The organism is Corynebacterium ulcerans, from assembly GCF_900187135.1.
Lineage (GTDB): Bacteria > Actinomycetota > Actinomycetes > Mycobacteriales > Mycobacteriaceae > Corynebacterium > Corynebacterium ulcerans.
This window is the reverse complement of sequence record NZ_LT906443.1, coordinates 989530-1013601: the sequence shown is the minus strand read 5'-3', so window position 1 is coordinate 1013601 and position 24072 is coordinate 989530. Positions and strand designations below refer to the sequence as shown.

The window sequence follows — 24072 nt, the reverse complement described above, 5'->3', positions numbered from 1 at the left end:
CATGTCTGAAACAACGCGAATTCAAGCGCCGATAGCCCCGATTCATCAGCACATGAGAACGGTGCATGGCACCACGTTTATCGATGAATACGAATGGCTACGGGACAAAGAGTCTCAGGAAACCATTGCGTACTTGGAGGCGGAAAATGCCTTTACGGAGCAAGAGACCGCTGGGTTGTCGCGGCTACGAGACAATATTTATCAAGAGATAAAGTCGCGAGTAAAAGAGACCGATATGTCGGTGCCACAGCGCTCCGGTGATTTTTGGTATTACGGGCGCTCGGAGGAGGGGAAAAGCTACGGGTACTCCTGTCGTATCCCCGTAGTCGAGGGGCAGGATGCATGGGTGCCACCCGTGATCCCAGAAGGGGAGCCGGTTGCTCAGGAGCAAGTCATTCTCGATTTGAATGAACTGGCGGAGGGACACGAGTTTTTCTCCCTTGGGGCATCGGCTATCACGACGTCGGGTCGCTATTTGGCATACTCCGTGGATACGGCCGGCGATGAGCGCTTTACCCTGCGGATTAAAGACCTGGAGACAGGGGAGCTGCTGGATGACGTCCTGGAAGACCTTTTCTACGGCGCGACATGGGCTGGGGAAGACTACCTGTTCTATCAGCGAGTCGACGACGCATGGCGTCCGGACTCCGTGTGGCGGCACAAGATCGGCACTGATCCGAGCGAAGATGTTCGCGTGTTCCATGAGGCGGACGAGCATTTTAACACCGGCATTGGTGCGACGCGTTCAGAAAAATACCTGATAATCGCATCTGCATCAAAGATAACCTCTGAGGTATGGGTCCTCGAGATGGATAACCCAGAGGGAGAATTCCGTTGCATTATCCCTCGGAAATCAGGGGTGGAATACGACGTGGATCACGGCGTTGTTGCCGGCGAAGACGTGTGGATCGTTACCCATAACGCTACGGGGCCAAATTTTGAAATAGGGTGGGCACCTGCGACGGAGCCCCTCGCTCTGTCCGATCTGACAACGCTGATGCCGCACCGCGATGACGTTCGAATTGAAGGCGTAGATACCTACCGCGATCAGATCGTGGTGGGGTACCGTGCCGGTGCTATCGGTCGTGCGGCAATAATGCAGCTCACTGACCAAGGCTTCGGGACTTTTGAAGAGCTTCAGTTTGATGAGGACCTTTACACCGTGGGCGTTGCGGGAAATCCCGAGTGGGATGCACCTGTACTGCGCGTGGGGTATACCTCGTTTACCACCCCAAGTCAGGTGTTCGACTACACAGTTGCAGATGGCTCTAAACGCCTGCTCAAGCAGCAAGAAGTTGTTGGCGGCTATAACCGTGATGACTACGTGGCAACCAGGCTATGGGTTACGGCAGAAGATGGGGCACAGATCCCGGTATCGCTCGTACACCGTGCGGATCTCGATGTGACCACACCCAATCCGACGCTGCTCTACGGCTACGGTTCCTACGAGGTATCTATGGATCCCGAATTCTCCATCGCGCGGCTATCCCTTATGGATCGCGGGATGATCTTTGCCATTGCACACATCCGCGGCGGCGGCGAGATGGGCCGGGGTTGGTACGACAACGGCAAGATGCTGTGCAAAAAGAATACGTTCACGGACTTCATCGCAGTAGCGGATTTCCTTATTGCTCGGGGAGTGACCACGCCAGAGCAGATGGTGGCCGAGGGTGGCTCCGCCGGGGGCATGCTGATGGGCGCAGTTGCCAACCTCGCAGGCGACCGGTTTAAGGCAATTGAGGCTGTGGTTCCATTCGTGGATCCGCTGACCTCTATGCTGATGCCGGAGCTACCGCTGACTGTCACGGAGTGGGATGAGTGGGGCGATCCGCTGCACGATAAAGAGGTATATGACTATATGGCGTCGTATGCCCCTTATGAGAACGTGGAGGCTAAAGCGTATCCCAATATCTTGGCCTTGACCTCGATTAATGACACCCGGGTGCTGTACGTAGAGCCTGCCAAGTGGATCGCTAGGCTGCGCGCTACTGCCAAGAGCGGCGACTTTTTGCTCAAGACCGAGATGGCAGCGGGGCACGGTGGAGTGTCCGGGCGGTATGAAAAGTGGAAGCAGACGGCGTTTGAATACGCATGGCTCATTAACCAGGCGACGGGAGTGCTTCAATGACGCAGTTCTTTGATATTCCGGTGACGCTTAACGACGCCACCGAGACAACCATGAATGACTGGGCGGGGCACTGCCTGCTTATTGTGAATACCGCGTCCAAGTGTGGCCTGACCCCGCAGTACGAGGCTCTGGAAGAGCTGTATCGCGACTACTCTCAGCGTGGCTTCTTTGTGATTGCAATGCCGTGCAACCAGTTTGCTGAGGAAGAACCCGGATCCAATAAACAAATCGCGGAGTTCTGCAAGCGGGAATATGACGTGACCTTCCCGATTCTTGAAAAGGCAGACGTTAACGGTGAGAATGCTCATCCGCTGTACCGATTCTTAAAGGGAGACGGTCCAGATATTGAGTGGAACTTTGAAAAGTTCGTGGTTTCTCCGGAAGGAAAAGTTGTGGGCCGGTTCGCGCCGAATATGGAACCCGATGATCTAGAGATCATCGAATGTTTAGAGGAACACGTGGTGCTTTAACGCCCAACAGCCTGCATTTCCATAGACAAAGCATCCCTTGGGCGCCGTTTTGCGGCTTAATGTCTATGGAAATGCAGGCTGTGATGAAAAAAGAACCGGCCACCGTGTGCGCGGTGGCCGGTATCCCTCAATCTCAAAAGGAAAGATGCCTCAGAAAGTTAAACCGAAAATGGATTCGGCTGTAGGACCAGTTGGTGTGCCTCTGCATAATGCCTGCTCTGAGTCGCGCCCCTCAACGCTTCCCAGGAGGTGGGAAAATCCCTATGCATCGAGCTACCAGTGACTCTTAGAATGCGGTGCGTTAGCTAGTCCCTCAACAAGTAACGCTCTTCCTTGAATCTTCTGGTCCTCGGGTTCGCCGCTCGTCCTGCTACATGTTCGCTACCATGCGTCGCTGTGCTGAGCTGCTACCCGAGAGTTAGCTGCCATGCTCTCTCCTTTCGCCGGTGACTGTTTGGGTCTCCCAACAGCTTGTGTGCTGTTGATGTAATGAAGTTTCGCATGGATTAAGCAGGGGCGCAATAGTGTAAAACTATCCATAATCACGCCTCTGACCTGCATAAACTGCTTTAGCTGAAAAAATTCTGTGAGCGCTGGGAAATTTCTGTAAAAAACCCTTGACCTGCGTTTTTTCGCTTTGTGCGCTACTGTGTGGTTGCTGCGGGGGTGGAGTGTTGGAGTTTGCTGGCAAACTGTTCCATGTTTCCTATTGCTGCTATGACCTGCACTTTTGTGGGGTGCTTGGATTATGGAGTGGGGATGGACATGGTGGGGGTGGTTGACAGGTCATAAGCATGTGTTCTCTTTGGGAGGCGGGGAGGTTTCTTGGAAGCTGTCGGACAATACCAGTTCTCTTCCTAAAGCGGTGTTGAGGCTCGAAATTTTGCCTTAACCTGCGGAGATAACCGGGCCTTTTCTGGATATAACCAGTGGTTTTTGACGGGTTTGCAGCTAGTTTTTTGTGACTATGTCTAGGTAAGCTGGGGCCATTGGTTCCCTTCTCTTGGGAATCGGTTTGCATACCAACCTCTGAATAAGGGAGCTGAAGTCAACGTGGCCCGTGTAGTTGTAAACGTGATGCCAAAGGCAGAGATTCTGGACCCGCAAGGCCAGGCCGTCGTTCGTGCGCTGGGGCGTATCGGGGTTACGGGTGTTGCTGACGTCCGACAGGGTAAGCGCTTTGAAATCGAGGTCGATGATTCGGTGTCCCGCGAAGACCTGGAAAAAGTGGCGGAGACCTTGTTGGCTAACACGGTCATCGAAGACTTTGATGTGATCTTTGAGGGCGCCTAAATGACTGCGAAAATTGGCGTAATTACGTTCCCTGGAACTCTCGACGACGTCGACGCTGCGCGTGCTGCTCGCATCGCAGGTGCAGAGGTTGTGAGCTTGTGGCATGCCGACGCAGATCTACGCGGAGTGGACGCTGTGGTTGTTCCCGGCGGTTTCTCTTATGGTGATTACCTGCGCACTGGCGCGATCTCGGCATTGGCGCCGGTAATGCGTTCTGTCGTAGAAGCGGCTGGCAAAGGCATGCCTGTATTGGGAATTTGCAATGGATTCCAGATTCTCACCGAGGCCAAGCTTCTCCCTGGTGCGTTGACGCGTAATCAGGGCCTGCATTTCCACTGCGTGGACACCCATTTGGTGGTGGAAAATAACCACACCGCGTGGACCACTACCCTAGAGGCGGGGCAGAAGATCCTGGTCCCTGCCAAGCATGGTGAGGGGCGTTTCCAGGCTTCTCAAGAAACCGTGGACATGCTTGAGGGGGAAGGACGCGTGGTGTTCCGCTACACGGATAACTTCAACGGCTCGGTTAACGAGATCGCTGGTATTACCAATGAGACAGGGCGCGTGGTGGGGCTGATGCCGCACCCAGAGCATGCCGTCGAAAAGCTAACGGGCCCGTCCGTGGACGGCTTGCAGCTGTTCCTTTCCGCAATTGGCACGATCGCAGCGTAGAAGAGGCAACTTTCATGACTGAACGCACAACTTTTAATGACACAGTCGAGGCTGCAACTGCTGAGCCGCACCTCGACCAACCGTATGCGAGCCTGGGACTTAAGGACGACGAATACGCTCGGATCAAGGAGATTCTGGGTCGCCGCCCCACCGACGCTGAGCTAGCCATGTACTCCGTCATGTGGTCGGAGCACTGTTCCTATAAGTCCTCTAAAGTGCACTTGCGTTATTTCGGGGAGACCACCACACCTGAGATGGGGGAGAAGATCCTCGCGGGTATCGGTGAGAACGCGGGTGTTGTGGATATCGGAGACGGCAATGCTGTTACCTTCCGGGTAGAGTCACACAACCACCCGTCCTATGTTGAGCCGCATCAGGGCGCTGCAACCGGCGTCGGCGGCATCGTCCGCGACATTATGGCGATGGGTGCTAGGCCTATCGCGGTGATGGATCAGCTGCGCTTTGGCCCTGCTGATGCCCCGGATACCGCCCGGGTGCTGCCTGGCGTGGTTGACGGAATTTCCCACTACGGAAACTGCCTGGGACTTCCCAATATCGGCGGCGAGACGGTCTTTGATGAGTCTTATTCCGGAAACCCTTTGGTTAATGCGCTGTGTGTGGGCACGTTGAAGGTAGAGGACCTCAAACTGGCATTCGCGTCGGGCTTGGGCAACAAGGTGATGCTGTTTGGTTCTCGTACCGGCCTTGACGGTATCGGTGGGGTATCGGTGCTGGCGTCCGACACCTTTGTGGAAGGTGCAGAGCGCAAGCTTCCAGCCGTGCAGGTCGGGGATCCCTTTGCGGAGAAAGTGCTCATTGAGTGCTGTCTTGACCTGTATAAAGCAGGCGTGGTTGTAGGAATCCAGGATCTCGGCGGGGCTGGCCTGGCCTGTGCGACCTCGGAACTTGCTGCGTCTGGAGACGGCGGCATGGAGGTCAACCTGGATGCCGTCCCATTGCGGGCGGAGAATATGACTGCGGCGGAGATTCTGTCCTCGGAGTCCCAGGAGCGTATGTGCGCGGTGGTGCGTCCTGAGGACGTCGAGCGTTTCCAGGAGATCTGTGCGCATTGGGATGTGACCTGCGCTGAGATCGGTGAGGTGACGGACGGCAAGCACCTGATTATTCGGCACCGTGGGGAACTCGTGGTGGATGCTCCGGCGCACACCATTGCTAACGAGGGGCCGGTATACAATCGCCCACTGGCGCGCCCGGAGTGGCAGGACATCCTGCAAGAATTCGCTGGTGTGGATAAGCCCACGGATGCTGCGGAGATTAAGCAGGCACTCTTTGACATGGTCGCTTCCCCCGCTCTGTGCTCCCGCGCGTTTATTACGGAACAATACGACCGCTATGTGCGTGGGAATACCGTTCAGGCCAAGAATGCGGATGCGGGAGTTTTGCGTATCGACGAAACCACAAACCGTGGAGTTGCTGTTTCCGCGGATGCTTCGGGCCGCTACACCAAGCTGGATCCCAACACCGGTGCACGCCTTGCTTTGGCCGAGGCGTATCGCAACGTTGCAGTTACGGGTGCTCGTCCGGTTGCTGTGACCAATTGCCTGAACTTCGGTTCCCCCGAGGATCCAGGGGTGATGTGGCAGTTCAAGGAGGCCGTGCATGGCCTGGCGGATGGTTCCAAGGAGCTGGGTATCCCGGTTTCTGGCGGAAACGTCTCTTTCTACAACCAAACCGGCGATGAGGCTATTTTGCCTACTCCTGTAGTCGGCGTGTTGGGAGTGATTGATGATGTGCACCAGGCCATCGGTGCGAAACTAGGAACTGTTGAGGGTGCGGAGGAGCTTTATCTCCTGGGGGAGACCTGTGATGAGTTCGGTGGTTCCATCTGGCAGCAGGTCTCCGGTGCAGGACTCTCCGGTATGCCGCCGCGCGTGGACTTGGCTAATGAAGAAAAGCTTGTGCGATTCTTCGCGGAGCCCGGTATCGTGACTGCGGCTCATGACATTTCAGAGGGTGGGCTCGCACAGACTCTGGTGGAGCTGGCAGTGCAGGCGGACAAGGGTATGGATATTGACGTCACCGAGGTGGCTGCGGATATGTTTACGGCTTTGTTCTCCGAGTCTGCATCCCGTGTGGTCGTGGCTACGCAGGCGGGAGAGGCTGTGGAGGCGCGTGCTCGAGAACTGGGAATCCCGGTTCTCAAGGTAGGTGTCACTCGCGATGACCTCATGCTGAGTATGAAGGGTGCTAACGCTGAGTTTGCTGCGGGGGTAGAAGAACTCCGTGCGGCGTGGGAGGGTACTCTTCCGGAGTTGTTCGGACACGCTGTGGGCGCGAATTCCGTAGTGGAATAAAACACAGATAACAAGTGGGTTCTTCCGGTGTAGCGTGCCGGGGAGCCCACTTTTGTTGTATCTAAAGTCTTGGCAACGTAGCCGTGGGAAGGTAGGCTTCGAGAAACCTACGCAGTAGTAACTTAAGGCGGGAAGCTAATGACAGTGACAACCCAAAAGGCCATGGTGGTAGACCGCGGTCAGCGGCCGCAGACTAGGGGATGGTTCCATGCTGTGGCTTCTTTGTGTGCTCTGGTATCGGGCGCTATTCTTGCTACTTTTGCGTGGCTCATGCTCCCATGGTGGCAAGCGTTGGGGGTGACGATCTATGTCCTAGGGACAGTGGCTCTCTTTGGCGTATCTGCTTCCTATCACCTAGGGCGTTGGCGCAGCGTGAGTACGATTAATCGCTGGCGTCGAGCCGATCACGCCACTATCGCGGTCTTTATTGCAGCCACGTACACCCCACTTTGTCTTGTGGCCTTGCCGCCGGCCACCGCCGCATGGGTTTTGACGGTGGCCTGGGTAGGCGCCATCCTTGGTGTGGTGCTCGCGCTCGTGTGGGTAGACCACCCTAGGTGGCTTGCGGTATCCGTCTACCTTGCCCTCGGGTGGCTAGTGCTACCGGTCATCCCTAACCTCTGGGTCAACGCTGGTCCGGTTATCGTGTGGCTCCTAGCGGCGGGTGGGGTGGTCTACTCATTGGGGGCTGTTGTGTATGCTCTGCGCTGGCCCGGACGCAGCGCACGCATCTATGGCTACCACGAACATTTCCATACAGCCACGATCGTTGCGGCTATTGCCCACCACGTGGCTATCTGGTTCTTGGTGGCATAAGGCCCCAGCAGGGGACGTCGAAAAGCTAGAAATCCCAGTCGGACTCGGTGGTGTTTTCGGCGCGGCCGATAATGTAGCTGGATCCTGAGCCGGAGAAAAAGTCGTGAGTCTCATTGGACTCGGGGGTGAGTGCGGCGATGATTTCAGGGCTTACATGGGCGGCTTGGAGCTCGTATGCGGGGGCATAGCCAAGATTCATGAGAGCCTTGTCGGCGTTGTAATAAACAAAGGCCATCACACCGTCAATGGTGGGTCGGGGTTCTTCGAGGGTGTCTACGCTGGCATAAAGGTCGGCGGAATAGTCTTTTTCCAGAGCAAGGAGCTCGTCGCAAAAGCTATACGTGAAGTCTTCCATCTCATCTTTGCGTTGTGGCTTTGCGTCCAGACCTCGCTGGTACTTATAGCCGGAATAGTATCCATGCACCGCCTTGTCGCGCAGAATGAGCCGGATCATATCGGCTGTGTTCATTAACTGTCCGCGCGTGGAAAGCCATAGCGGGAGGTAGAAGCCGGCGTAGAGAAGAAGCGAGGAGAGTAGCGTTGAGGCAACTTTTCGCTTGAGTGGATCATCCCCGTAGTAATGGCTCATGACAGAGGATGCTCGTTGTTGAAGCAGGGGGTTAGACACTGCCCATGAGTAGGCCTCATCAATCTCTGTGGAAGAGCACAAGGTGCTAAAGACGGAGCTGTAGCTGCGTGCGTGGACAGCCTGCATGAAGGCGATGTTGGTGTACACGGCCTGCTCGTGTTCAGTGCGGGCGTCAGGGATCTGGCTGATCTCGCCGACTGTGGCCTGGACGGTGTCAAGGAGTGTAAGTCCCGTAAAGGTTCGGGTGACCAGGGTGCGGTAGTTTTCTCCCATGCCGCGCCATGTGGGGATGTCGTTGGAAAGTGGGACCTTTTCTGGAAGCCAGAAGTTGGAAGTAAGTCGCTGCCAGACTTCCATATCCTTGGGATCTTCTGTGTGATTCCAGTTCACGGGACGCATCGGAGTTTCCGGGGTAGTGCGCCATTGCGGTGGGGTAATGGACTGATCGATATAACTCATGGGTGAAGAGATCTCCTTATAAAACGTTTGGGGGATGATTTATACGTGTGCGGGAGTTTTATCCAAGGCGTTGAGCACTGCAGTGCGCACGTATTCGGCGTCGACCGCTGTTCCTAGCAACTCAAATCGATAGAGCTCGGGCACGCCGCACTTATGGGCAATGGTGGTTCCTGCAAAGCAGAAAGCCGGGCCGAAATTACGATTTCCAGAGGTGATCACGCCTCTTAAGAGCTCCCGATTTTCCGGGATATTCAGGAATTTGATCACCTGCTTGGGTACGGCCTTGGCCAAGTCGCCGCCACCATAGGTGGGGGTAATAAGGACAAAGGGGGAGGAGGCATGGATGGGGTCGTCTTTGACCCGCAAGCCGATGCGCTGCGCAGGTAGCCTTGTTTTTTCAACGAACCGCTTTGTGTTTTCCGAGACTGAGGAAAAATAGATCACGGCGGGTCCCTCAGGGGACATGATTAACCCTCCAAATCTATAAATGAACATAAAAGTTCAACGGATTGAACTTTAGGGGATATGGAGAATGTACGCCGCCCGTTGTGAAATGCAAAAGCTTCGAGGTTAACCCCGCTTAGCTTCTCGACTCCACCAGATATGCTTAAAGTCATGGCACCACGCAGCATTGATCCCGCAGAAACCCGCGCAGCTATCTTGGAGATCTCACAATGGATCACTGACCCCCAGCGTGCCCCTCAGCCCTCGCGGGAGTCTCTAGCCAAGGCGGTGCGTCTGAGTGTTCGTACTCTCGGGCAGATCGCGCCGGGTAACTCGGTGGAGGTGCGGGTACCGCCATTTGTTGCCGTGCAATGCATCGAAGGACCTCGGCATACGCGGGGCACGCCTCCTAACGTTCTGGAGATGCCTCCGCACACATGGCTTAGGGTTGCGGTCGGCCTGGAAGCGCTTGTAGGGAACCCTTCCATTGATGCATCGGGGACTCGTGTGTACGAGGTAGAAAAGTGGCTTCCTCTTGTGACCTTGCCAACACCACCCACATAAGGCGCGGGATTTTAGCCCCATTAGTGCCTCTATGGATCAGGAGCTAGAATGACGTGAGTGGCACAATTTGACCGTCATTGTAACGATTACTTTCCACACTCAACTACTAACCCGACGCAACCTGATCAAGGGCGTCGAATTTTAGACCTCAACGATCACGGCGAACAGTCTCCTCGTGAAGAATGCGGCGTTTTTGGCGTCTGGGCGCCCGGCGAGGAAGTTTCTAAACTCACTTATTTTGGCCTTTTCGCTCTTCAACACCGTGGTCAAGAAGCTGCTGGTATCGCCGTAGGTAATGGCGACCAGGTGGTGGTGTTCAAAGATTTAGGCCTTGTGTCGCAAGTTTTTGATGAGCAAACACTGGAATCCCTCAGTGGTGACATCGCTATCGGGCACACGCGTTATTCCACTGCTGGTGGAGTGATGTGGGAGAACTCTCAGCCTATGTTCCGCGTCGCCCCTGATGGGACAGACGTGGCTCTGTGCCATAACGGCAACTTAGTGAACTATCTTGAGCTCATGGCAGAAGCTGGAGAGCTCGGGCTGGTAAAGCCGGAAGATGCTCCTTCAGATTCTGACGTCATGACGGCTCTTTTGGCGCATGGCATCGCTAAGGATCACGGGCTGCTGGATTCAGCGCGTGAGCTCTTGCCTAGAATGCGAGGAGCGTTTTGCTTGACGTTCACCGATGGGAAAACCATGTATGCCGCCCGAGACCCGTGGGGAGTTCGCCCCTTGGCTCTCGGGCGGTTAAATAATGGATGGGTTGTTGCTTCCGAGACGTGTGCCCTGGACATCGTTGGAGCCTCCTTTGTTCGGGAAATAGAACCGGGTGAGCTGGTTGCTATCGACGGCTCCGGGGTACACAGTGAACGCTTTGCTCAGCCGCAACGCAAGACGTGTGTGTTTGAGTACGTTTACTTGGCTCGTCCGGATTCCACGATCCATGCGCGCAACGTCAACGCCACCCGCTTGGAAATCGGGCGCAGGCTTGCTCGTGAGGCCCCCATCGAAGGCGACTTGGTTATTCCTGTGCCAGAGTCGGGCAACCCTGCCGCAGTGGGGTACGCCCAAGAATCCGGGATACCTTTTGGTCAGGGTCTGGTGAAAAACGCCTATGTGGGCCGAACCTTCATCCAGCCTTCGCAAACCTTGCGGCAACTGGGTATCCGCTTGAAGCTCAATCCGCTGCGTGAGGTCATCCAGGGTAAGCGATTGATCGTTGTCGACGATTCGATCGTGCGTGGTAACACACAGCGTGCTCTCATCCGGATGCTACGCGAGGCGGGCGCAGCCGAGGTGCATGTTCGTATCGCTTCTCCACCAGTGAAGTGGCCGTGCTTCTATGGCATCGACTTTGCTAGTCCCGGTGAACTCATTGCCAATGCAGTAACTGGTGATAACGAGTCAGAGATTGTTCACTCTGTGTGTTCCGCGCTTGGTGCGGATTCGCTGGGCTATGTCTCTGCAGAACAAATGGTGGATGCGACTCAGCAGCCGCGTCATGAGCTGTGCTGTGCATGCTTTGATGGCGAGTATCCCATCGGTATGCCTGAAGGAAACAAGAACGCGGAATTGGTCTCTGCCATGAAGCGAAGCTCCTGCGCTAGCATCGATTAGCAATTATTATCGGCGGCGCATGCGTAGTAGTGCGCCAAATACACAATAAAACTCCCAAGAACAAGGACAATAAGGACCATGACGGATCCCAAAGAAAGTGTCTCTTACGCTGCCGCTGGCGTGGATATTGAAGCTGGCGATAAAGCCGTTGAGCTCTTTGCACCCCTGGCAAAGAAAGCAACCCGCCCGGAGGTGCGAGGCGGGCTTGGTGGATTTGCCGGACTCTTTGCCCTTGGCAAATACCGCGAACCACTGCTTGCCGCTGGTTCTGATGGCGTAGGCACTAAGCTTGCGATCGCTCAGGCGATGGATAAACACGACACTATCGGCATTGACTTGGTGGCAATGTGCGTTGATGACCTTGTGGTCTGCGGTGCAGAGCCCCTGTTCCTGCAAGACTACATCGCTATCGGGAAAGTGGTTCCTGAGCATGTCGCGCAGATAGTTTCCGGCATCGCCGAAGGCTGTATCCAGGCAGGATGCGCCTTGCTCGGTGGCGAGACCGCTGAGCATCCTGGTGTCATGGAGCCGGGGCATTACGACGTGTCCGCGACTGCCGTGGGGGTCGTGGAAGCAGATGAATTGTTAGGCCCTGATCGGGTGCGCAACGGGGACATCGTTATCGCGATGGCATCTTCCGGCCTTCACTCCAACGGGTACTCGTTGGCACGCCACGTGCTGCTCGAAAAAGCCGGTTTGCCTCTCGACGGACATCTGGAAGAGCTCGATCGCACATTAGGCGAGGAGCTGCTTGAGCCCACCCGGATTTACACAAAGGACTGTTTAGCGCTTGCCGACGAGTGCGAGGTGCACACCTTCTGTCACGTCACCGGTGGCGGCTTAGCAGGAAATCTTGCTCGTGTTATCCCTGAGGGACTTACAGCAGAGCTTAGCCGTGCCACTTGGACACCGGCGTCGATCTTCCGACTTATAGAGACGGTAGGACAGGTACCGCAGGAGGAAATGGAGAAGACCTTCAACATGGGTGTGGGCATGGTTGCTGTTGTTGCGCCACGTGATCGCGACCGTGCGCTTGCCATGTTGACCGCTCGGCATATCGATGCGTGGGAGCTAGGCACCGTACGCGTAAGCACCGAGGGGGAGGAGTCGGTGGTCCTCAATGGGAACCATCCGAGCTACTAAGACCTAAAAGGTATGCGAAGAGGCCCGGGGAGTAATTCCCTGAGCCTCTTCGCATTTTATAAGCTGCGGAGTTAGTAAGCAGGAGGCAGAGCCTTGCTACTTTTTCTCCCAGTCGGAGTAATCCCCGTACTGATCGTCCTCTGCATACTCATCCGAATAATCGTTCTCATAGTTATCGCTAGAATTAGGGGACTTCCCAGCTAACTCTCGTTGAAGCGAATCCAGATCCATATTCGGAGTGTTGTACTTCAGCTGGCGTGCAACCTTGGTCTGTTTTGCCTTCGCGCGACCGCGACCCATGGCAGGACCCCCTTGGAGTGAGCAGGAGAAGACTTGGGAATTTGGGCTTCTCCGGAAGCTGTAATATTCGACGTATATATTCCTGTTAGACACAATAGCCCGAAACAGTCCGATTTGTCGCACCGCCGCCGTAACCACGGAAAATTTTCCCCTCAGTCGTGGGTTCGCGGTGCTGAATTTTTTCTTGGTTACCCCGTGGGGGTAACCAAGCCGAACCCTTAATCGGTGGAAAGCCCTTTTAATCTATTGATAGCTTTTCTCCCAGCTTTTTCGTCGTCTTCTTTGGGCAGGGAGTCAGGATCTATGGCAAGGGCTACGTCCTCTGCGACCACGAGGTTGGAGGCACTCAGTGCACTTCGCTTGATTGTCGCTAACGCTACTGGGCCTAGCTCATAGTCCTGGACTACAGTGCCAAGCTTACCGACGGTCCTGCCACCAGAGACGATCGGATCTCCTGGTTTTGGAATTGTGGGGGCGGAGCCGTCGAGAAGCACGATCACCAACGAGCGGGGCGGACGGCCGAGATTCTCCACGCGAGCCACCGTTTCTTGCCCGCGGTAGCAGCCTTTGTTGAGGTGCACGGCGTTTGAGATGAGCCGCGCGGCTTCGTGGGGAATCGACTTATCGTCTAGATCGAGAGATAAAACGGGTTGTTGGCTTCGCACTCGTTCCGCCGTAAAAGCCATAAGCCCAGTAGGGACAGCGCCGGCGTCGCTAAGCAGTGTCGCGATGTTCATGAGTTCTGGGCTGTGCACAAGAATATCCAGACGGTGAGTAGTAAAACCTGGGACCTGTGCAGTAGCCACAATCGCGTCTGAGCTTGGCAAGGGAAAATCAGGGACTCCAGCACCCATCAGCGTTATGACTGCAAGGTCGGCGGGTTCTACTTCAACCTTGGACCAAAAGATCATGCGGGTGAGGAAAGCGAAAAAAGTCTCGTATTGGGCTTGCGGAAGATGTAGGTAGAGCGCATCCTCCGAATCCAGCCCCGCGAGGATGTCCACTTGGTGGAGGATGTGACCTTGAATATCCAGGTCTAGTGCTGAGGTGGCAGTCTTTTTTTCTGCTAGGCACTGGGGGGCATCGGAAAGCTTTTGGGAAAGGAGATTGTTCAGGAATGCACCGGCCTCCGGACCATGGACTTTGATAACGCGGCGGTGAGAGAGATCAATAAGCCCCACCCCGGTGTCAAAGACTCGTTGTTCATTAAGTGGCGCACCATAATGCCAGGCGACACCTGCATATTCGGGGAGATCGTCGTCGCCTTGGGGCAGCGCGGCACCCGGCCAGGCGGCAAGCGGAGACACATATGCGGAATCGTGGGGGTTAGAGTTCTCAAAATTTGTCACATTTTGATGGTACCGCGACCGAGCACGCAGTTGTCAGGGCATAATGAGTAATCATGGCGCCCAGCTCATCAGATCAAGATCATCGGGATGATCGACACGAAGCGAAGAATCCTGAACCCATAATCCTTGCGGTGGAACCCTACGGTGGATCAGTGCGAACTCATAGCCCACTGCTGCCTTTGGTCTACTGGGATGATGCTGTGGTCACTCGCGGAGACGGGGTCTTTGAGACGCTTCTCCTACGGAAGGGGAGAGCCTGCAACGTCGAAAGGCATGCGCAGCGCTTTATCGCTTCTGCAAAGCTGCTGGATTTGCCCGCACCTAACATTGATGATTGGCTGCATGCCACCACCATGGCGATCGAACAGTGGTTTGCACAAAACTCGTGTGACGCTAAATGCGTATGGACGTACACCCGCGGTCGCGCTTCCACAGGGCATCCCTCTGCCTGGTTGACGATTACCAAGGTAGACGCGGGAGTGATAGGACAACGTGCTGAGGGCGTGCGCGTTATGACGAGCCCACGGGGATATCAGGTGGACTCCACATCGGTTCCTTGGCTGATTTTGGGGGCAAAGACCCTCAACTACGCATCTACCATGGCAGCCTTGCGGTGGGCACGCAAGCACGATTTTGATGACGTCATCTTCACCGAGGGAGATCGCATTTTGGAAGGTGCGACATCGACCGTGATTACGGTTCGAGATAAGAAGATACGCACGCCTCATCCCGGTGGGGATATCCTGCCTGGGACAACGCAAGCAGCGCTTTTTGAGCACGCTCGCGCAGCCGGGTGGAACTGTAAAACAAAGGATCTGGACCTGGAATATCTCACTGAGAAAGCCGACAGCGTCTGGCTTGTGAGTTCAGTGCGCGTTGCCACTCGGGTGCGGCGCATTAACGACGTCAAACTGCCGCGCCCGGACAACGAGGAGGAGATCCGCGAGCTTATCTATTCAGCTCTGGGCTAGCCGATAACGCGGGAAAGCTCGGCAGACATACGGGGACGAAGTTCGCCGTCAACCATGCGCTCATCTACCCAACCTAGGTTGTTGTTAGGCATGAGGCCATACAAGCGCTTGCCCGGTCCCAAGGAAGCTGGGCCGGTAGAAGTGACCATCGTGGAGGCAGATTCGACCTGCCAGGCGCGCTCGTTCATAGGCTCGCCGTAGAGAACCTCGACAACTCCGGTGGAGTGCGTAAGCACAACCTCGATCTCATCTTTGAGGCTGATGCGCCAGAAGCCAGACTCTCGTTGATCGAGACCGATGTGGTTGCCGTCCTCGTCTAGCTTCCAGATGCGGGACTCATAAGTGAGATAGTTTTCTCCATCGTGGGCAAAAGTAATTTGCTGGCCAAAGGAATACTGACCATCTTCTGCGGTATCTGCTCGGCCTGTGCCGCGCCACACTCCTACTAGAGGGAGCAACGCGAGAAGCCCATCGTGTAGGTTGGGACCTTCACGCAGGTTTGCGGTGTCATCGGGGATAGGGAGGTCACCGAACGCTGGAATATTGCGTAGGGCGGAGTCTTTCCATTGTTCTGCGGCGCGGTTGACGGCGTCGTTACCGCTGAGCGCAGGAGTATCTACGTGGTTTGTATCGTCGCTCATAGCCACCCAGCCTAGTGGTAATTATGCACAGAACCCCAACTGTTCGCCAAAGGCGATAAGGTGGGGGCGTGCGAGCCCTTCTCATAGCTAACCCGAATTCCACCACTCAAGATTCGGACTTGTTTGGAGTGGTGATTCCTGTGCTGCGCTCTGTGGCGGGCTTAGCATTGCGCACAAAGTTTACCCACTACCAAGGACACGCCACAGACATGTGCGCAGGGCTCAGCCGAGACGATGTTGATGTAGTTATCGCGGTTGGTGGTGACGGCACCGTGAACGAGATCATTAACGGGCTGCTAGGCCCGGTGGGACTCAAACCCAGAGAGAACCTTCCCGTGCTCGCGGTGATTCCCACGGGTTCTGCCAACGTCTTTGCCCGTGCGCTGGGTTTTCCACCAGATCCTATTCAGGCGACTGAAGTGCTGGTCGATGCCTTGAAGCACCACAAGATCCGCACCATTGATGTAGGAACATGGGGAACATCGTGGTTTGCAGTCAACGCAGGTTTTGGGATTGATGCCGATGTCATTGTGGGTGTTGAGCGCGTACGCAGACGTGGTGCTGCTGCGACACCACTGCGTTATCTCCACGCGGCGTTGGTAGCGTGGCGACGCATACATCGGCATCCTCCCCGGATGCGAGTCCGGGCGAAAAATCGTGAGGGGGAGCTTTTTGAGCATTCCGATCTGCCGTTGCTCATCGCTTCCAACACCAACCCCTGGACCTTTTTAGGCCCCGTCCCTGTGGTGACTAACCCCAGAAACTCCTTTGACCTAGGGTTGGGGTTATTCGGGTTGACCGACTTATCTGGCCCGGGCGGCGTGGCAGCCATGGCGCACCTCGTGGGCTTTGGACACAGTCGGGCGATGAAGCGTTGGTTTAATCGTCGCATTGTGCGTTTCGACGATGCCATGGACGTGGAAATCACATGCGCAGAAAACCAGAGCTTCCAGGTAGATGGGGAATTTGTAGGAAAGTTCGATGGGATGAGACTAGGCGCTGTGGCTGATGCCTTAAGGGTTTATGCACCGACGCATCCGGTGAAAGCGAACTCTATGTCTAAACTCCGGCTAGCTTTCAGTTTTTTCGACCCTCGCATGTAGCTCTTTTAATCCACGACCACTTTGTTGGAAGCAGAACGGACAGGAGCAAGATCTTCCAGTCTCAAGGTGACGTTGCGCTCTTGTGCTTCAAAGCGAATGCTTCCGCCCGCAAGGTAAACGTAACTGGCCTGGGCGTTGATGGGGAGCGTCTTTGTGTTGAGCGTCCATGTGAAGGCACGGAAAAGAGCAGAGTCATCTAGATTGGACTCGCCGCGATCCACCACAGTGGTAGGTGTGAGCTTAAAAGTCGGTCCTTCGAGTCGCATGGTCGCGATCACTGTGACGGGTTTACTAAAACCGTCTGGGGTCCCGCGCAGCTGCACTTCGCTGGAATTGGTGCCGGCAGGGGATACATCATAGGGGTTGGAAAGGTCTAAATCTAAGATATTGAGTTGTTTTCCCACGGCTACTGCGTCGAACCCGACGGTGCGGGTGAGCAATTGGGCGTGGGTTCCTTCTACGTCGCCGCTGAATAGCTGAGAACGATTGAGTTCCATATCGGTGACTTGGGAGCTAGTGGTAAGAAGCCCAAAGTCGTTGACTTCCACGTCAGAAACACTTACGCCCAGTCCCGGTACTTTTCCTGAAAATAGAGCGCCGACATAAGGAAAACCACCAAGGTAGACGCTGGGGTTTTGATCGAGATGCGCGTTGTTACGAACATCGTGAGAAATTCGGTGCTCTGCGCGTGCGGCGATTGCTGCATCGACACCCCACAGCGCAGCAATGAGGGAGATAAGGGCAATGCCTGCCCAAACAGCGATGGAAAGCCGAGACCGGGTTGTAATTCTCACCTCATTATTATTACCAGCTAGACCTGGCAGCGCTGACTAGTGTGGTGGCTATGATTTTCACATCCACCCAGATCCCCACGGACAAACAGCTTTCCCAAGCCGCCGTAGCCCTTGTGAAGTCCGCGCAAGAAGCTGATGGCGTAGCCCCGCTGGCCGAACACCTTGTAGCCGGCCTTGAAAAACCTGAGCTAGGGCACCGTCACATCGTTGTGCATGACCACACCGGGCAACTTAGTGGTGTAGGTGCTTATCACGGAGGTACCGCAGAGTTTGTTGTTGCACCGGAACAGCGTAATAAAGGGATTGGACGTGCGCTGGCACGCAAGCTTCTCGACGCCGGCCTTACCGACTTTTGGTCTCATGGATACCTCCCCGCAGCGCAACGACTAGCGGCAACGCTCGATCTGACTGTCTCACGTGAACTGCTGGTCATGGCGGCGCGTAGTAAAAATCTTTCCCTAGGCGCCGGTGTTGTTCCCGAGGGATACAGAGTAATTAACCTTGTAGAAGCACGAGAACTATGTCCTGATATAGACGCTCAATGGCTCCGCATTAACAATGAGGCCTTTTGGTGGCATCCAGAACAAGGCGGATGGGACGCTGAGCGCTTAGCCCGTGCGCAGCAGACCTCGTGGTTTGACCCCGAGGGGGTTCTCTTCCTTATCACCGCCGACCCTGAAAACCCGGAGGTTGCGGGATTCCATTGGACGAAAAAACACGGCGACCTGGCAAAAGGGGAAGATGGGGAAGTCTATGTGGTGGGGCTTGCAGACTCCTTCCGAGGCAAAAAACTTGGTGGCCCTTTGGTCGCTGCAGGATTACAACATCTGGTGCATGAGGGTGCCCAGCGGATCATCTTGTACGTAGAAGCGGATAATAAGCCAGCGCTTGAGGCCTATAACCGGCTTGGATTTAGCACTTTTGAACGGCATGTGGTGTTTTCTGCAGCTGGAAAAGTGTGAACACGAGGTTAATATCAGCCGGTGAATACGTAACCTAAGTGTCCAAAGTGGGAGGTTTTTACCCCCTAATCGGGATAAAACCGGGCGGCAGGAGGCGTCGAAAAGCGTGAAAATGTGCCCCCTTGAACTGCGGAAAGTTAAAAGGCCACCGGTCGTTTTGCGGGATTTAACCTAAAGAGGTGTTGTACGTCACCTTGGTTCTTTAGATTCTTCCACGTGAGCGAGAGGCGTTCCTTGTGCATAAGGGACAGTCGCTTACATGATCCTCACTCAACATCATTTGGAAGGTCGATCGTGAACCTGAATCTCAAGCGCTCAGCTACCGCCCTCAGTATCGTATGTATGGGCGCTGTCGTACTCTCCGCATGCTCCGAGACGGGTAGTTCCTCCGGAGCTGGGGCCTCTACCAGTGAGGTCTCTGGTCTGAACAAAGTAGGCGGAGAACTCGTTGGAGAGGGAGCCTCCTCACAACAAAACGCGATGGACTACTTCAACATCAAGTACCAAGAGGCCGTATCGGGAGCTTCGCTAGCGTACACAGCCTCGGGCTCTGGTTCTGGACGGAAAAACTTCATCGCTGGTCAAGTGGCATTTGGCGGCTCGGATTCTCCGCTGAGTGCAGAGCAAGTGGACAAAGCAAAGGGTCGTTGCAACGGCAACGACGCATGGCACCTTCCTTTTGTTATCGGACCAGTAGCGGTGGCCTATCACCTCAATGGCGTAGACCACCTCAACCTTTCCGCTGCAACCGTGGCCAAGATCTTCAAAGGCGAGATCAAGAAATGGAATGATGAGGCAATCGCTCAGGAGAACATGGGCGTGAATCTCCCAGATTCGGACATCAAAGTGGTCTATCGTTCCGACGAGTCTGGCACCTCCGATAATTTCCAAAAGTTCCTCAAGGCAGCCAGCCCTGACCATTGGTCTACAGAGGGACAAGCATTCCCCACGGCCGTCGGCTCAGGCGCAAACGGCTCCAATGGCGTGGCCACCGAAGTATCCAACATTGACGGCGCCATTACGTATGTTGAGGCCGGCTTTGCCCAGCAGCAAAAGCTGGGAATCGCTGCAATCGACTTTGGTCAAGGACCAGTCCAGCTCAATCCCGACTCAGTGGGAGTCGCTCTGGACCATCTGACCTTTAAAACCCAGGGCAATGACATGGTTGTCGATTCCTCAGCGTTGTTTGCGATGAAAGAAAAAGACGCCTACCCGTTGGTTCTGACAACCTACGAGATCGTGTGCTCCGCAGGCTATGACCAGACCACCCGCGACCAAGTCAAAGACTTCCTGAGCGTGGCGCTGAATTCCCAAGACCAAGAGCTTGCTGACCTGGGGTATATCCCAGTGAAAGGCACTCACCGCGATCGTCTAGAAAAAGCAGTCAAAGCTATCTCTTAATCGGGAATATAGCGGCAACTGGCGATAACTATGTAAGGACGCAATCTCAGTGGAACGCATCGCGGAACGCATAACAATTGAGGATTTGACTCTCCCCACATCCTCGCCACCGGCACCACAGAACAGCCCGAAGCAGAAACCGGTTCGGGTTCGCCGGCTAGGAGACAAGATATTTAGTCTTCTTACCACCTCATCTACGGTGATCATAAGCGTGATTATCGCAGCTATCGGGCTGTTTTTGGTGTGGCGTGCCATTCCGGCACTCCGTAATAACACAGAGGGAATCGTTGGGTTCTTTACCTATGCAGGGGCATGGAACCTGCAGAACACAGCACAGATGCTCTTTGGTATTCCCAACCTCTTGGCAGCGACTGTCCTTGTTTCTGTGATAGCACTTGTGATTGCTATGCCCATTGCGTTGGGGATCGGCATCTTTCTTTCCCACTATGCGCGCCCGCGTGCGGTAAAACCACTGGGATTTTTGGTGGACATGCTGGCTGCGGTTCCGTCAATTGTGTATGGCCTATGGGGCTGGCAGGTTTTGGGACCGGCGTTGTCAGGATTTTATGAGTGGGTGAATAGCTGGGGCGGAGGCTTCTTCCTCTTTGCCACCTATAGCAACTCACCGGCTTTTGCCACCGGTCGCAATATCTTTACCGGTGGTGTGGTTTTGGCGGTGATGATTCTCCCGATCATCGCCGCGACCACTCGTGAAGTCTTCGTGCAAACACCGCGCGGGCACATTGAGGCTGCGCTGGCGCTGGGGGCTACCAAATGGGAGGTCGTGCGCATGACGGTGCTTCCTTTTGGTAAATCGGGTTTTATCTCAGGTTCAATGCTGGGACTGGGGCGCGCTTTGGGAGAAACAATGGCGCTCTACCTCGTCATTTCGCCTTCTTCCGAGTTCCGTTTTTCGCTTTTCGACGGCGGCACGACCTTTGCCACCGCCATCGCCAATGCCGCGCCGGAATTCAACGATGACCTACGCGCCGGGGCGTATATCGCTGCCGGACTGGTCTTATTCCTGCTGACTTTTGCAGTTAACTCTCTTGCCAGGTCCATAGTGAACGCTAAGGCTAAGGCTTGATATGAATGATTTTGATCTGAGGACATCATGATCCACATGCAGACTGCCACTAGGCGTCGAAAGCGTACAGATAAAACGGCTACGCTTATTGTCTATGCGTGCATGGCCCTTGCGCTCATCCCATTGTTGTGGGTCCTTGCCACCCTGATCACAAAAGGCTTGGGAACGGTGATTGACCCTTCGTGGTGGACTGCCTCCCAGCGGGGTGTTTTATATTCTCGTCCAGGTGGCGGTGCACTGCATGCGATGGTCGGAACGCTGGTTCAGACTGCAATCTGTTCCCTCATCTCTATTCCGATTGGGGTGCTTACGGCGGTCTACCTCGTGGAATACGCACATGGTAATCGTTTGGGCCGCATCACGACCTTCATGGTGGACATCCTGACCGGCGTTCCGTCTATCGTGGCCGCACTTTTTGTTTACTCCATGTGGATCGTCATGTTTGGCTTTGGCCGTTCCGGATTCGCGGTTTCGTTAGCACTGGTCATCCTTATGATTCCCGTGATTATCCGGAACACGGAGGAGATGCTGCGGGTAGTCCCCATGGATCTGAGAGAAGCTTCCTACGCTCTAGGGATTCCACGATGGAAGACGATCACCAGGATAGTTCTGCCTACCGCCTTATCCGGAATAGTCACCGGTGTGATGCTGGCTATCGCTCGTGTGATGGGGGAGTCCGCGCCCGTACTTATCTTGGTGGGCTCGACTCAGGTGATCAACTGGAACCTGGCAGCCGGGCCGCAATCTTCGCTACCACTGATGATGCTGGATATGTATAAAGCTGGCACAGCGGATGCCGTATTGGACAAGCTCTGGGGTGCTGCTCTCACTCTTGTTCTCATTATTACCGTGCTCAATATTCTTGCGCGGGTTATTTCATCAAAGTTCTCCGTCCGCTCCGCGTAGCCGGTTCTCTTTTAACAGAAAGTTAATGTGCGAGTATGTCTAAGCTAAAAATTGATGGTCTGAACATTTTTTACGGCGATTTTCACGCTGTACAGGACATCAACATTGAGGTCCCGGAACGCTCTGTGACTGCTTTTATCGGCCCGTCAGGCTGCGGAAAATCCACGGTGCTGCGCTCTCTTAACCGTATGCATGAGGTGACACCGGGTGCCCGAGTATCGGGCACTGTGCTTCTCGACGGCCAGGATATCTACGCACCGCATGTCGATCCCGTTACGGTCCGCACGACCATCGGAATGGTCTTCCAAAAAGCCAATCCGTTTCCCACTATGTCTATCGAGGATAACGTCGTGGCGGGTTTGAAACTTGCCGGTGTCAAGGATAAAAAGAAGCTCAAAGAGGTAGCAGAGAAATCGCTGCGTGGGGCGAATTTATGGGAAGAGGTCAAAGACCGTCTCAATAAACCCGGTGGTGGCTTGTCTGGTGGGCAGCAACAACGTTTGTGCATTGCCAGGGCCATCGCGGTAGAACCTGAGGTGTTACTGATGGATGAGCCGTGTTCCGCGCTCGATCCTATTTCCACGCTGGCGGTGGAAGAACTGATACACGAGCTCAAACAGGACTACACCATCGTTATTGTTACTCATAACATGCAGCAGGCATCCAGGGTGTCTGATCAGACAGCGTTTTTCTCTTTGGAAGCCACGGGGAAGCCCGGCCGACTGGTGGAAGTAGGAAAGACCAAGAAAATCTTCTCCAATCCCATAAATAAAGAGACGGAAGATTATATTTCAGGCCGATTTGGCTAGGTTCTGAGGTGAACCTTTGTGCTGGTCATCACCTTTTCTGTGGTTATTTACCTGAGATGACGGGGAAGTTCACCAACTGTTTACCTGCGCGGTGCTTTCCTTTTAACTTTGGGCGTTAGATTGGTTTCTCGTGAGGCTGAGTCAGCGTCACAAGAAACATCATCAATGTGATTTCAGAACTTCTAAGAAGGAACATTTATGGCCGGCACCATCACCGCACTTAAGCTCGATCTCCCTACTGCAGATCAGTTGATAAACGCGGCAGATGTAGCTTTTAGCAACATGTACGCAGCGCAAGAGCGAGACAACTCCAGTGTCGCTGACTTCCTCGTTGGATCTTTCCGCCGTATCCAAGAAAACCTCAGTGAGTCTTTCCGCTCTGCCGGTCCTCTCCGCGCGTAGTCGCACGGAGAGACGCAGATAAAAAGCTTCCCAACCCCTTTGGTCGCGAGTTGGGAAGCTTTTTCATGCGGTATAACCGCTATTCCTTGGGCTTAGGCCAATCGAAGTTGCTGAATTGCTTTTCCAGTTCGGAGAATCGTCGCTCCAGCTCGTCCTGCGCGTAGCCGTCGTTACGCTTTTTCTGATATTCCTCTGGCATGAGGCCTGAGGTGAGATAGACGATTTGAGCTGCAACGTTGACTGTGTGGTCTGCAAAGCGTTCAAAGTAGCGTGCGAGCAGAGTAACGTCCACTGCCTCCCGAGTGCTGTGCGGCCAGTCACGTTTAGTGAGCACACCCATGAGATGGTCGTGCAGATCGTCCACGGCATCGTCATCCGCGGAGAGTACGAGCGCCACGTCTGCATCGGGGTCAATGAGGACGCTGCGGATTTTTTCCGACATTTCTAGGCTAAGCCGGCACATCTCTTGGAAGTAACCCGTAATGGGTTCAGGTATAGCTGACTCGGGGTAACGCCGCCGCGCGATGCTTGCGATGTGCATCGCGAGCTTGGCCATGCGATCCAGGTCTTCCACAATGTAGATGGAGGAGACGATTTGCCTGAGATCGCGGGCAACGGGAGCCTCAAGGGCCAAGAGCTGAACAGCGCGCTTGCTTGAACGAGTTTTGATTTCCTCCATCTCGTCGGAAAGCGATAGCGCGGCTTGAGTTGCTTGCAGTGACTGTTCCATCAGCCCTTTGGAGGCATTACGAAGGATCTTTGTCACCGTGTCACACATGACGATGAGGTCATGAGAAAAGGCATCAAGATGTTCTCTGTAGGCTGTCCGCATGG

Annotated in this window: 24 protein-coding genes; 17 read left to right on the top strand and 7 right to left on the bottom strand. The window is 54.8% G+C overall.

The features are described 5' to 3' along the window. Position 1 precedes the first annotated feature (1 nt). From CKV68_RS04600 to trhA, 6 genes are all read left to right on the top strand, one after another. Entirely contained in the window at positions 2 to 2128 is a 2127-nt protein-coding gene (locus CKV68_RS04600; RefSeq protein WP_095075687.1) for a S9 family peptidase, read from the top strand. Beyond that, entirely contained in the window at positions 2125 to 2598 is a 474-nt protein-coding gene (locus tag CKV68_RS04595) for a glutathione peroxidase (RefSeq protein WP_013912250.1), read from the top strand. The genes CKV68_RS04600 and CKV68_RS04595 overlap by 4 nt, the downstream gene beginning before the upstream one ends. Before the next feature lie 1053 nt (positions 2599 to 3651). Then, positions 3652 to 3891, top strand: a complete 240-nt coding sequence (purS, locus tag CKV68_RS04590) for a phosphoribosylformylglycinamidine synthase subunit PurS (protein WP_013912249.1) — start codon at positions 3652 to 3654, stop codon at positions 3889 to 3891. Next, positions 3892 to 4563 (top strand): phosphoribosylformylglycinamidine synthase subunit PurQ, encoded by a 672-nt coding sequence (gene purQ, locus CKV68_RS04585; RefSeq protein ID WP_095075686.1) that lies wholly within the window; start codon positions 3892 to 3894, stop codon positions 4561 to 4563. A 14-nt stretch (positions 4564 to 4577) separates the two neighbouring features. Continuing rightward, positions 4578 to 6878: a phosphoribosylformylglycinamidine synthase subunit PurL gene (gene purL, locus CKV68_RS04580; RefSeq protein ID WP_095075685.1), complete on the top strand. Its 2301-nt coding sequence runs from the start codon at positions 4578 to 4580 to the stop codon at positions 6876 to 6878. 138 nt (positions 6879 to 7016) lie between these two features. After that, positions 7017 to 7694 carry a PAQR family membrane homeostasis protein TrhA gene (gene trhA / locus CKV68_RS04575; RefSeq protein ID WP_095075684.1) on the top strand — a complete coding sequence of 226 codons (678 nt, stop codon included), beginning with the start codon at positions 7017 to 7019 and terminating at the stop codon, positions 7692 to 7694. 25 nt (positions 7695 to 7719) lie between these two features. Here the strand turns inward: trhA and nrdF are convergent, their stop codons facing one another. Next, positions 7720 to 8742, bottom strand: coding sequence for a class 1b ribonucleoside-diphosphate reductase subunit beta (gene nrdF / locus CKV68_RS04570; protein WP_014526204.1), 1023 nt, complete (start codon positions 8740 to 8742; stop codon positions 7720 to 7722). 39 nt (positions 8743 to 8781) lie between these two features. After that, complete coding sequence (gene nrdI / locus CKV68_RS04565) at positions 8782 to 9207, bottom strand: class Ib ribonucleoside-diphosphate reductase assembly flavoprotein NrdI (protein ID WP_014526203.1); 426 nt, start codon at positions 9205 to 9207, stop codon at positions 8782 to 8784. Positions 9208 to 9357: 150 nt separating this feature from the next. Between nrdI and CKV68_RS04560 the strand changes: the two genes are divergently transcribed. From CKV68_RS04560 to purM, 3 genes are all read left to right on the top strand, one after another. Beyond that, on the top strand, positions 9358 to 9750 hold the full coding sequence (locus CKV68_RS04560) for a sterol carrier family protein (RefSeq protein WP_038622776.1): 393 nt from the start codon (positions 9358 to 9360) through the stop codon (positions 9748 to 9750). Positions 9751 to 9807: 57 nt separating this feature from the next. Further along, positions 9808 to 11370, top strand: a complete 1563-nt coding sequence (gene purF, locus CKV68_RS04555; protein WP_013912242.1) for an amidophosphoribosyltransferase — start codon at positions 9808 to 9810, stop codon at positions 11368 to 11370. Between the two features lie 78 nt (positions 11371 to 11448). After that, the gene (gene purM, locus CKV68_RS04550; RefSeq protein ID WP_013912241.1) at positions 11449 to 12513 is read left to right on the top strand and encodes a phosphoribosylformylglycinamidine cyclo-ligase; all 1065 of its coding nucleotides are present in this window, start codon (positions 11449 to 11451) and stop codon (positions 12511 to 12513) included. A gap of 96 nt (positions 12514 to 12609) precedes the next feature. Here purM and CKV68_RS11245 read toward each other — a convergent pair whose 3' ends face one another. Both CKV68_RS11245 and ygfZ read right to left on the bottom strand, forming a co-directional pair. Further along, positions 12610 to 12813, bottom strand: coding sequence for a DUF3073 domain-containing protein (locus CKV68_RS11245; RefSeq protein ID WP_013912240.1), 204 nt, complete (start codon positions 12811 to 12813; stop codon positions 12610 to 12612). A 218-nt stretch (positions 12814 to 13031) separates the two neighbouring features. Beyond that, complete coding sequence (ygfZ, locus tag CKV68_RS04540; RefSeq protein WP_095075683.1) at positions 13032 to 14162, bottom strand: CAF17-like 4Fe-4S cluster assembly/insertion protein YgfZ; 1131 nt, start codon at positions 14160 to 14162, stop codon at positions 13032 to 13034. Between the two features lie 53 nt (positions 14163 to 14215). Here ygfZ and CKV68_RS04535 point away from each other — a divergent pair, with 53 nt between their 5' ends. Then, positions 14216 to 15133, top strand: coding sequence for an aminodeoxychorismate lyase (locus CKV68_RS04535; RefSeq protein ID WP_095075682.1), 918 nt, complete (start codon positions 14216 to 14218; stop codon positions 15131 to 15133). Here the strand turns inward: CKV68_RS04535 and CKV68_RS04530 are convergent. Further along, positions 15130 to 15774, bottom strand: a complete 645-nt coding sequence (locus tag CKV68_RS04530) for a heme-binding beta-barrel domain-containing protein (protein ID WP_013912237.1) — start codon at positions 15772 to 15774, stop codon at positions 15130 to 15132. The two genes, CKV68_RS04535 and CKV68_RS04530, sit on opposite strands and share 4 nt — an antisense overlap. A gap of 68 nt (positions 15775 to 15842) precedes the next feature. On the opposite strand from CKV68_RS04530, the gene CKV68_RS04525 reads away from it, so the two are divergent. Next, positions 15843 to 16877 carry a diacylglycerol/lipid kinase family protein gene (locus tag CKV68_RS04525; protein WP_095075681.1) on the top strand — a complete coding sequence of 345 codons (1035 nt, stop codon included), beginning with the start codon at positions 15843 to 15845 and terminating at the stop codon, positions 16875 to 16877. 5 nt (positions 16878 to 16882) lie between these two features. Here the strand turns inward: CKV68_RS04525 and CKV68_RS04520 are convergent, their stop codons facing one another. Next, positions 16883 to 17671: an LmeA family phospholipid-binding protein gene (locus CKV68_RS04520; protein WP_013912235.1), complete on the bottom strand. Its 789-nt coding sequence runs from the start codon at positions 17669 to 17671 to the stop codon at positions 16883 to 16885. Positions 17672 to 17721: 50 nt separating this feature from the next. Between CKV68_RS04520 and mshD the strand changes: the two genes are divergently transcribed. From mshD to CKV68_RS04490, 6 genes are all read left to right on the top strand, one after another. After that, positions 17722 to 18633: a mycothiol synthase gene (mshD, locus tag CKV68_RS04515; RefSeq protein WP_095075680.1), complete on the top strand. Its 912-nt coding sequence runs from the start codon at positions 17722 to 17724 to the stop codon at positions 18631 to 18633. A gap of 294 nt (positions 18634 to 18927) precedes the next feature. Beyond that, positions 18928 to 20034 carry a phosphate ABC transporter substrate-binding protein PstS gene (pstS, locus tag CKV68_RS04510; RefSeq protein WP_029975637.1) on the top strand — a complete coding sequence of 369 codons (1107 nt, stop codon included), beginning with the start codon at positions 18928 to 18930 and terminating at the stop codon, positions 20032 to 20034. A 49-nt stretch (positions 20035 to 20083) separates the two neighbouring features. Beyond that, entirely contained in the window at positions 20084 to 21121 is a 1038-nt protein-coding gene (gene pstC / locus CKV68_RS04505) for a phosphate ABC transporter permease subunit PstC (RefSeq protein WP_014836747.1), read from the top strand. Positions 21122 to 21148: 27 nt separating this feature from the next. After that, the gene (pstA, locus tag CKV68_RS04500; protein ID WP_095075679.1) at positions 21149 to 22027 is read left to right on the top strand and encodes a phosphate ABC transporter permease PstA; all 879 of its coding nucleotides are present in this window, start codon (positions 21149 to 21151) and stop codon (positions 22025 to 22027) included. Positions 22028 to 22062: 35 nt separating this feature from the next. After that, positions 22063 to 22836 carry a phosphate ABC transporter ATP-binding protein PstB gene (gene pstB / locus CKV68_RS04495; RefSeq protein WP_014526193.1) on the top strand — a complete coding sequence of 258 codons (774 nt, stop codon included), beginning with the start codon at positions 22063 to 22065 and terminating at the stop codon, positions 22834 to 22836. A gap of 198 nt (positions 22837 to 23034) precedes the next feature. Beyond that, positions 23035 to 23238, top strand: coding sequence for a hypothetical protein (locus CKV68_RS04490; protein ID WP_013912229.1), 204 nt, complete (start codon positions 23035 to 23037; stop codon positions 23236 to 23238). Between the two features lie 79 nt (positions 23239 to 23317). Here CKV68_RS04490 and phoU read toward each other — a convergent pair whose 3' ends face one another. After that, a complete protein-coding gene (gene phoU / locus CKV68_RS04485; protein WP_013912228.1) occupies positions 23318 to 24070 on the bottom strand; it encodes a phosphate signaling complex protein PhoU in 753 nt (250 codons plus the stop codon). Positions 24071 to 24072 lie beyond the last annotated feature (2 nt).

Excerpts from the sequence above, each read along its gene's own strand:
- purM (WP_013912241.1), top strand. The coding sequence starts at position 11,449 with ATGACGGATCCCAAAGAAAGTGTCTCTTACGCTGCCGCTGGCGTGGAT.
- phoU (WP_013912228.1), bottom strand. The coding sequence starts at position 24,070 with ATGCGGACAGCCTACAGAGAACATCTTGATGCCTTTTCTCATGACCTC.
- purL (WP_095075685.1), top strand. The coding sequence starts at position 4,578 with ATGACTGAACGCACAACTTTTAATGACACAGTCGAGGCTGCAACTGCT.
- CKV68_RS04600 (WP_095075687.1), top strand. The coding sequence starts at position 2 with ATGTCTGAAACAACGCGAATTCAAGCGCCGATAGCCCCGATTCATCAG.
- trhA (WP_095075684.1), top strand. The coding sequence starts at position 7,017 with ATGACAGTGACAACCCAAAAGGCCATGGTGGTAGACCGCGGTCAGCGG.
- CKV68_RS04490 (WP_013912229.1), top strand. The coding sequence starts at position 23,035 with ATGGCCGGCACCATCACCGCACTTAAGCTCGATCTCCCTACTGCAGAT.
- nrdI (WP_014526203.1), bottom strand. The coding sequence starts at position 9,207 with ATGTCCCCTGAGGGACCCGCCGTGATCTATTTTTCCTCAGTCTCGGAA.
- CKV68_RS11245 (WP_013912240.1), bottom strand. The coding sequence starts at position 12,813 with ATGGGTCGCGGTCGCGCGAAGGCAAAACAGACCAAGGTTGCACGCCAG.
- nrdF (WP_014526204.1), bottom strand. The coding sequence starts at position 8,742 with ATGAGTTATATCGATCAGTCCATTACCCCACCGCAATGGCGCACTACC.
- CKV68_RS04560 (WP_038622776.1), top strand. The coding sequence starts at position 9,358 with ATGGCACCACGCAGCATTGATCCCGCAGAAACCCGCGCAGCTATCTTG.
- CKV68_RS04595 (WP_013912250.1), top strand. The coding sequence starts at position 2,125 with ATGACGCAGTTCTTTGATATTCCGGTGACGCTTAACGACGCCACCGAG.
- pstB (WP_014526193.1), top strand. The coding sequence starts at position 22,063 with ATGTCTAAGCTAAAAATTGATGGTCTGAACATTTTTTACGGCGATTTT.
- purQ (WP_095075686.1), top strand. The coding sequence starts at position 3,892 with ATGACTGCGAAAATTGGCGTAATTACGTTCCCTGGAACTCTCGACGAC.
- pstA (WP_095075679.1), top strand. The coding sequence starts at position 21,149 with ATGATCCACATGCAGACTGCCACTAGGCGTCGAAAGCGTACAGATAAA.
- mshD (WP_095075680.1), top strand. The coding sequence starts at position 17,722 with ATGATTTTCACATCCACCCAGATCCCCACGGACAAACAGCTTTCCCAA.
- CKV68_RS04535 (WP_095075682.1), top strand. The coding sequence starts at position 14,216 with ATGGCGCCCAGCTCATCAGATCAAGATCATCGGGATGATCGACACGAA.
- CKV68_RS04530 (WP_013912237.1), bottom strand. The coding sequence starts at position 15,774 with ATGAGCGACGATACAAACCACGTAGATACTCCTGCGCTCAGCGGTAAC.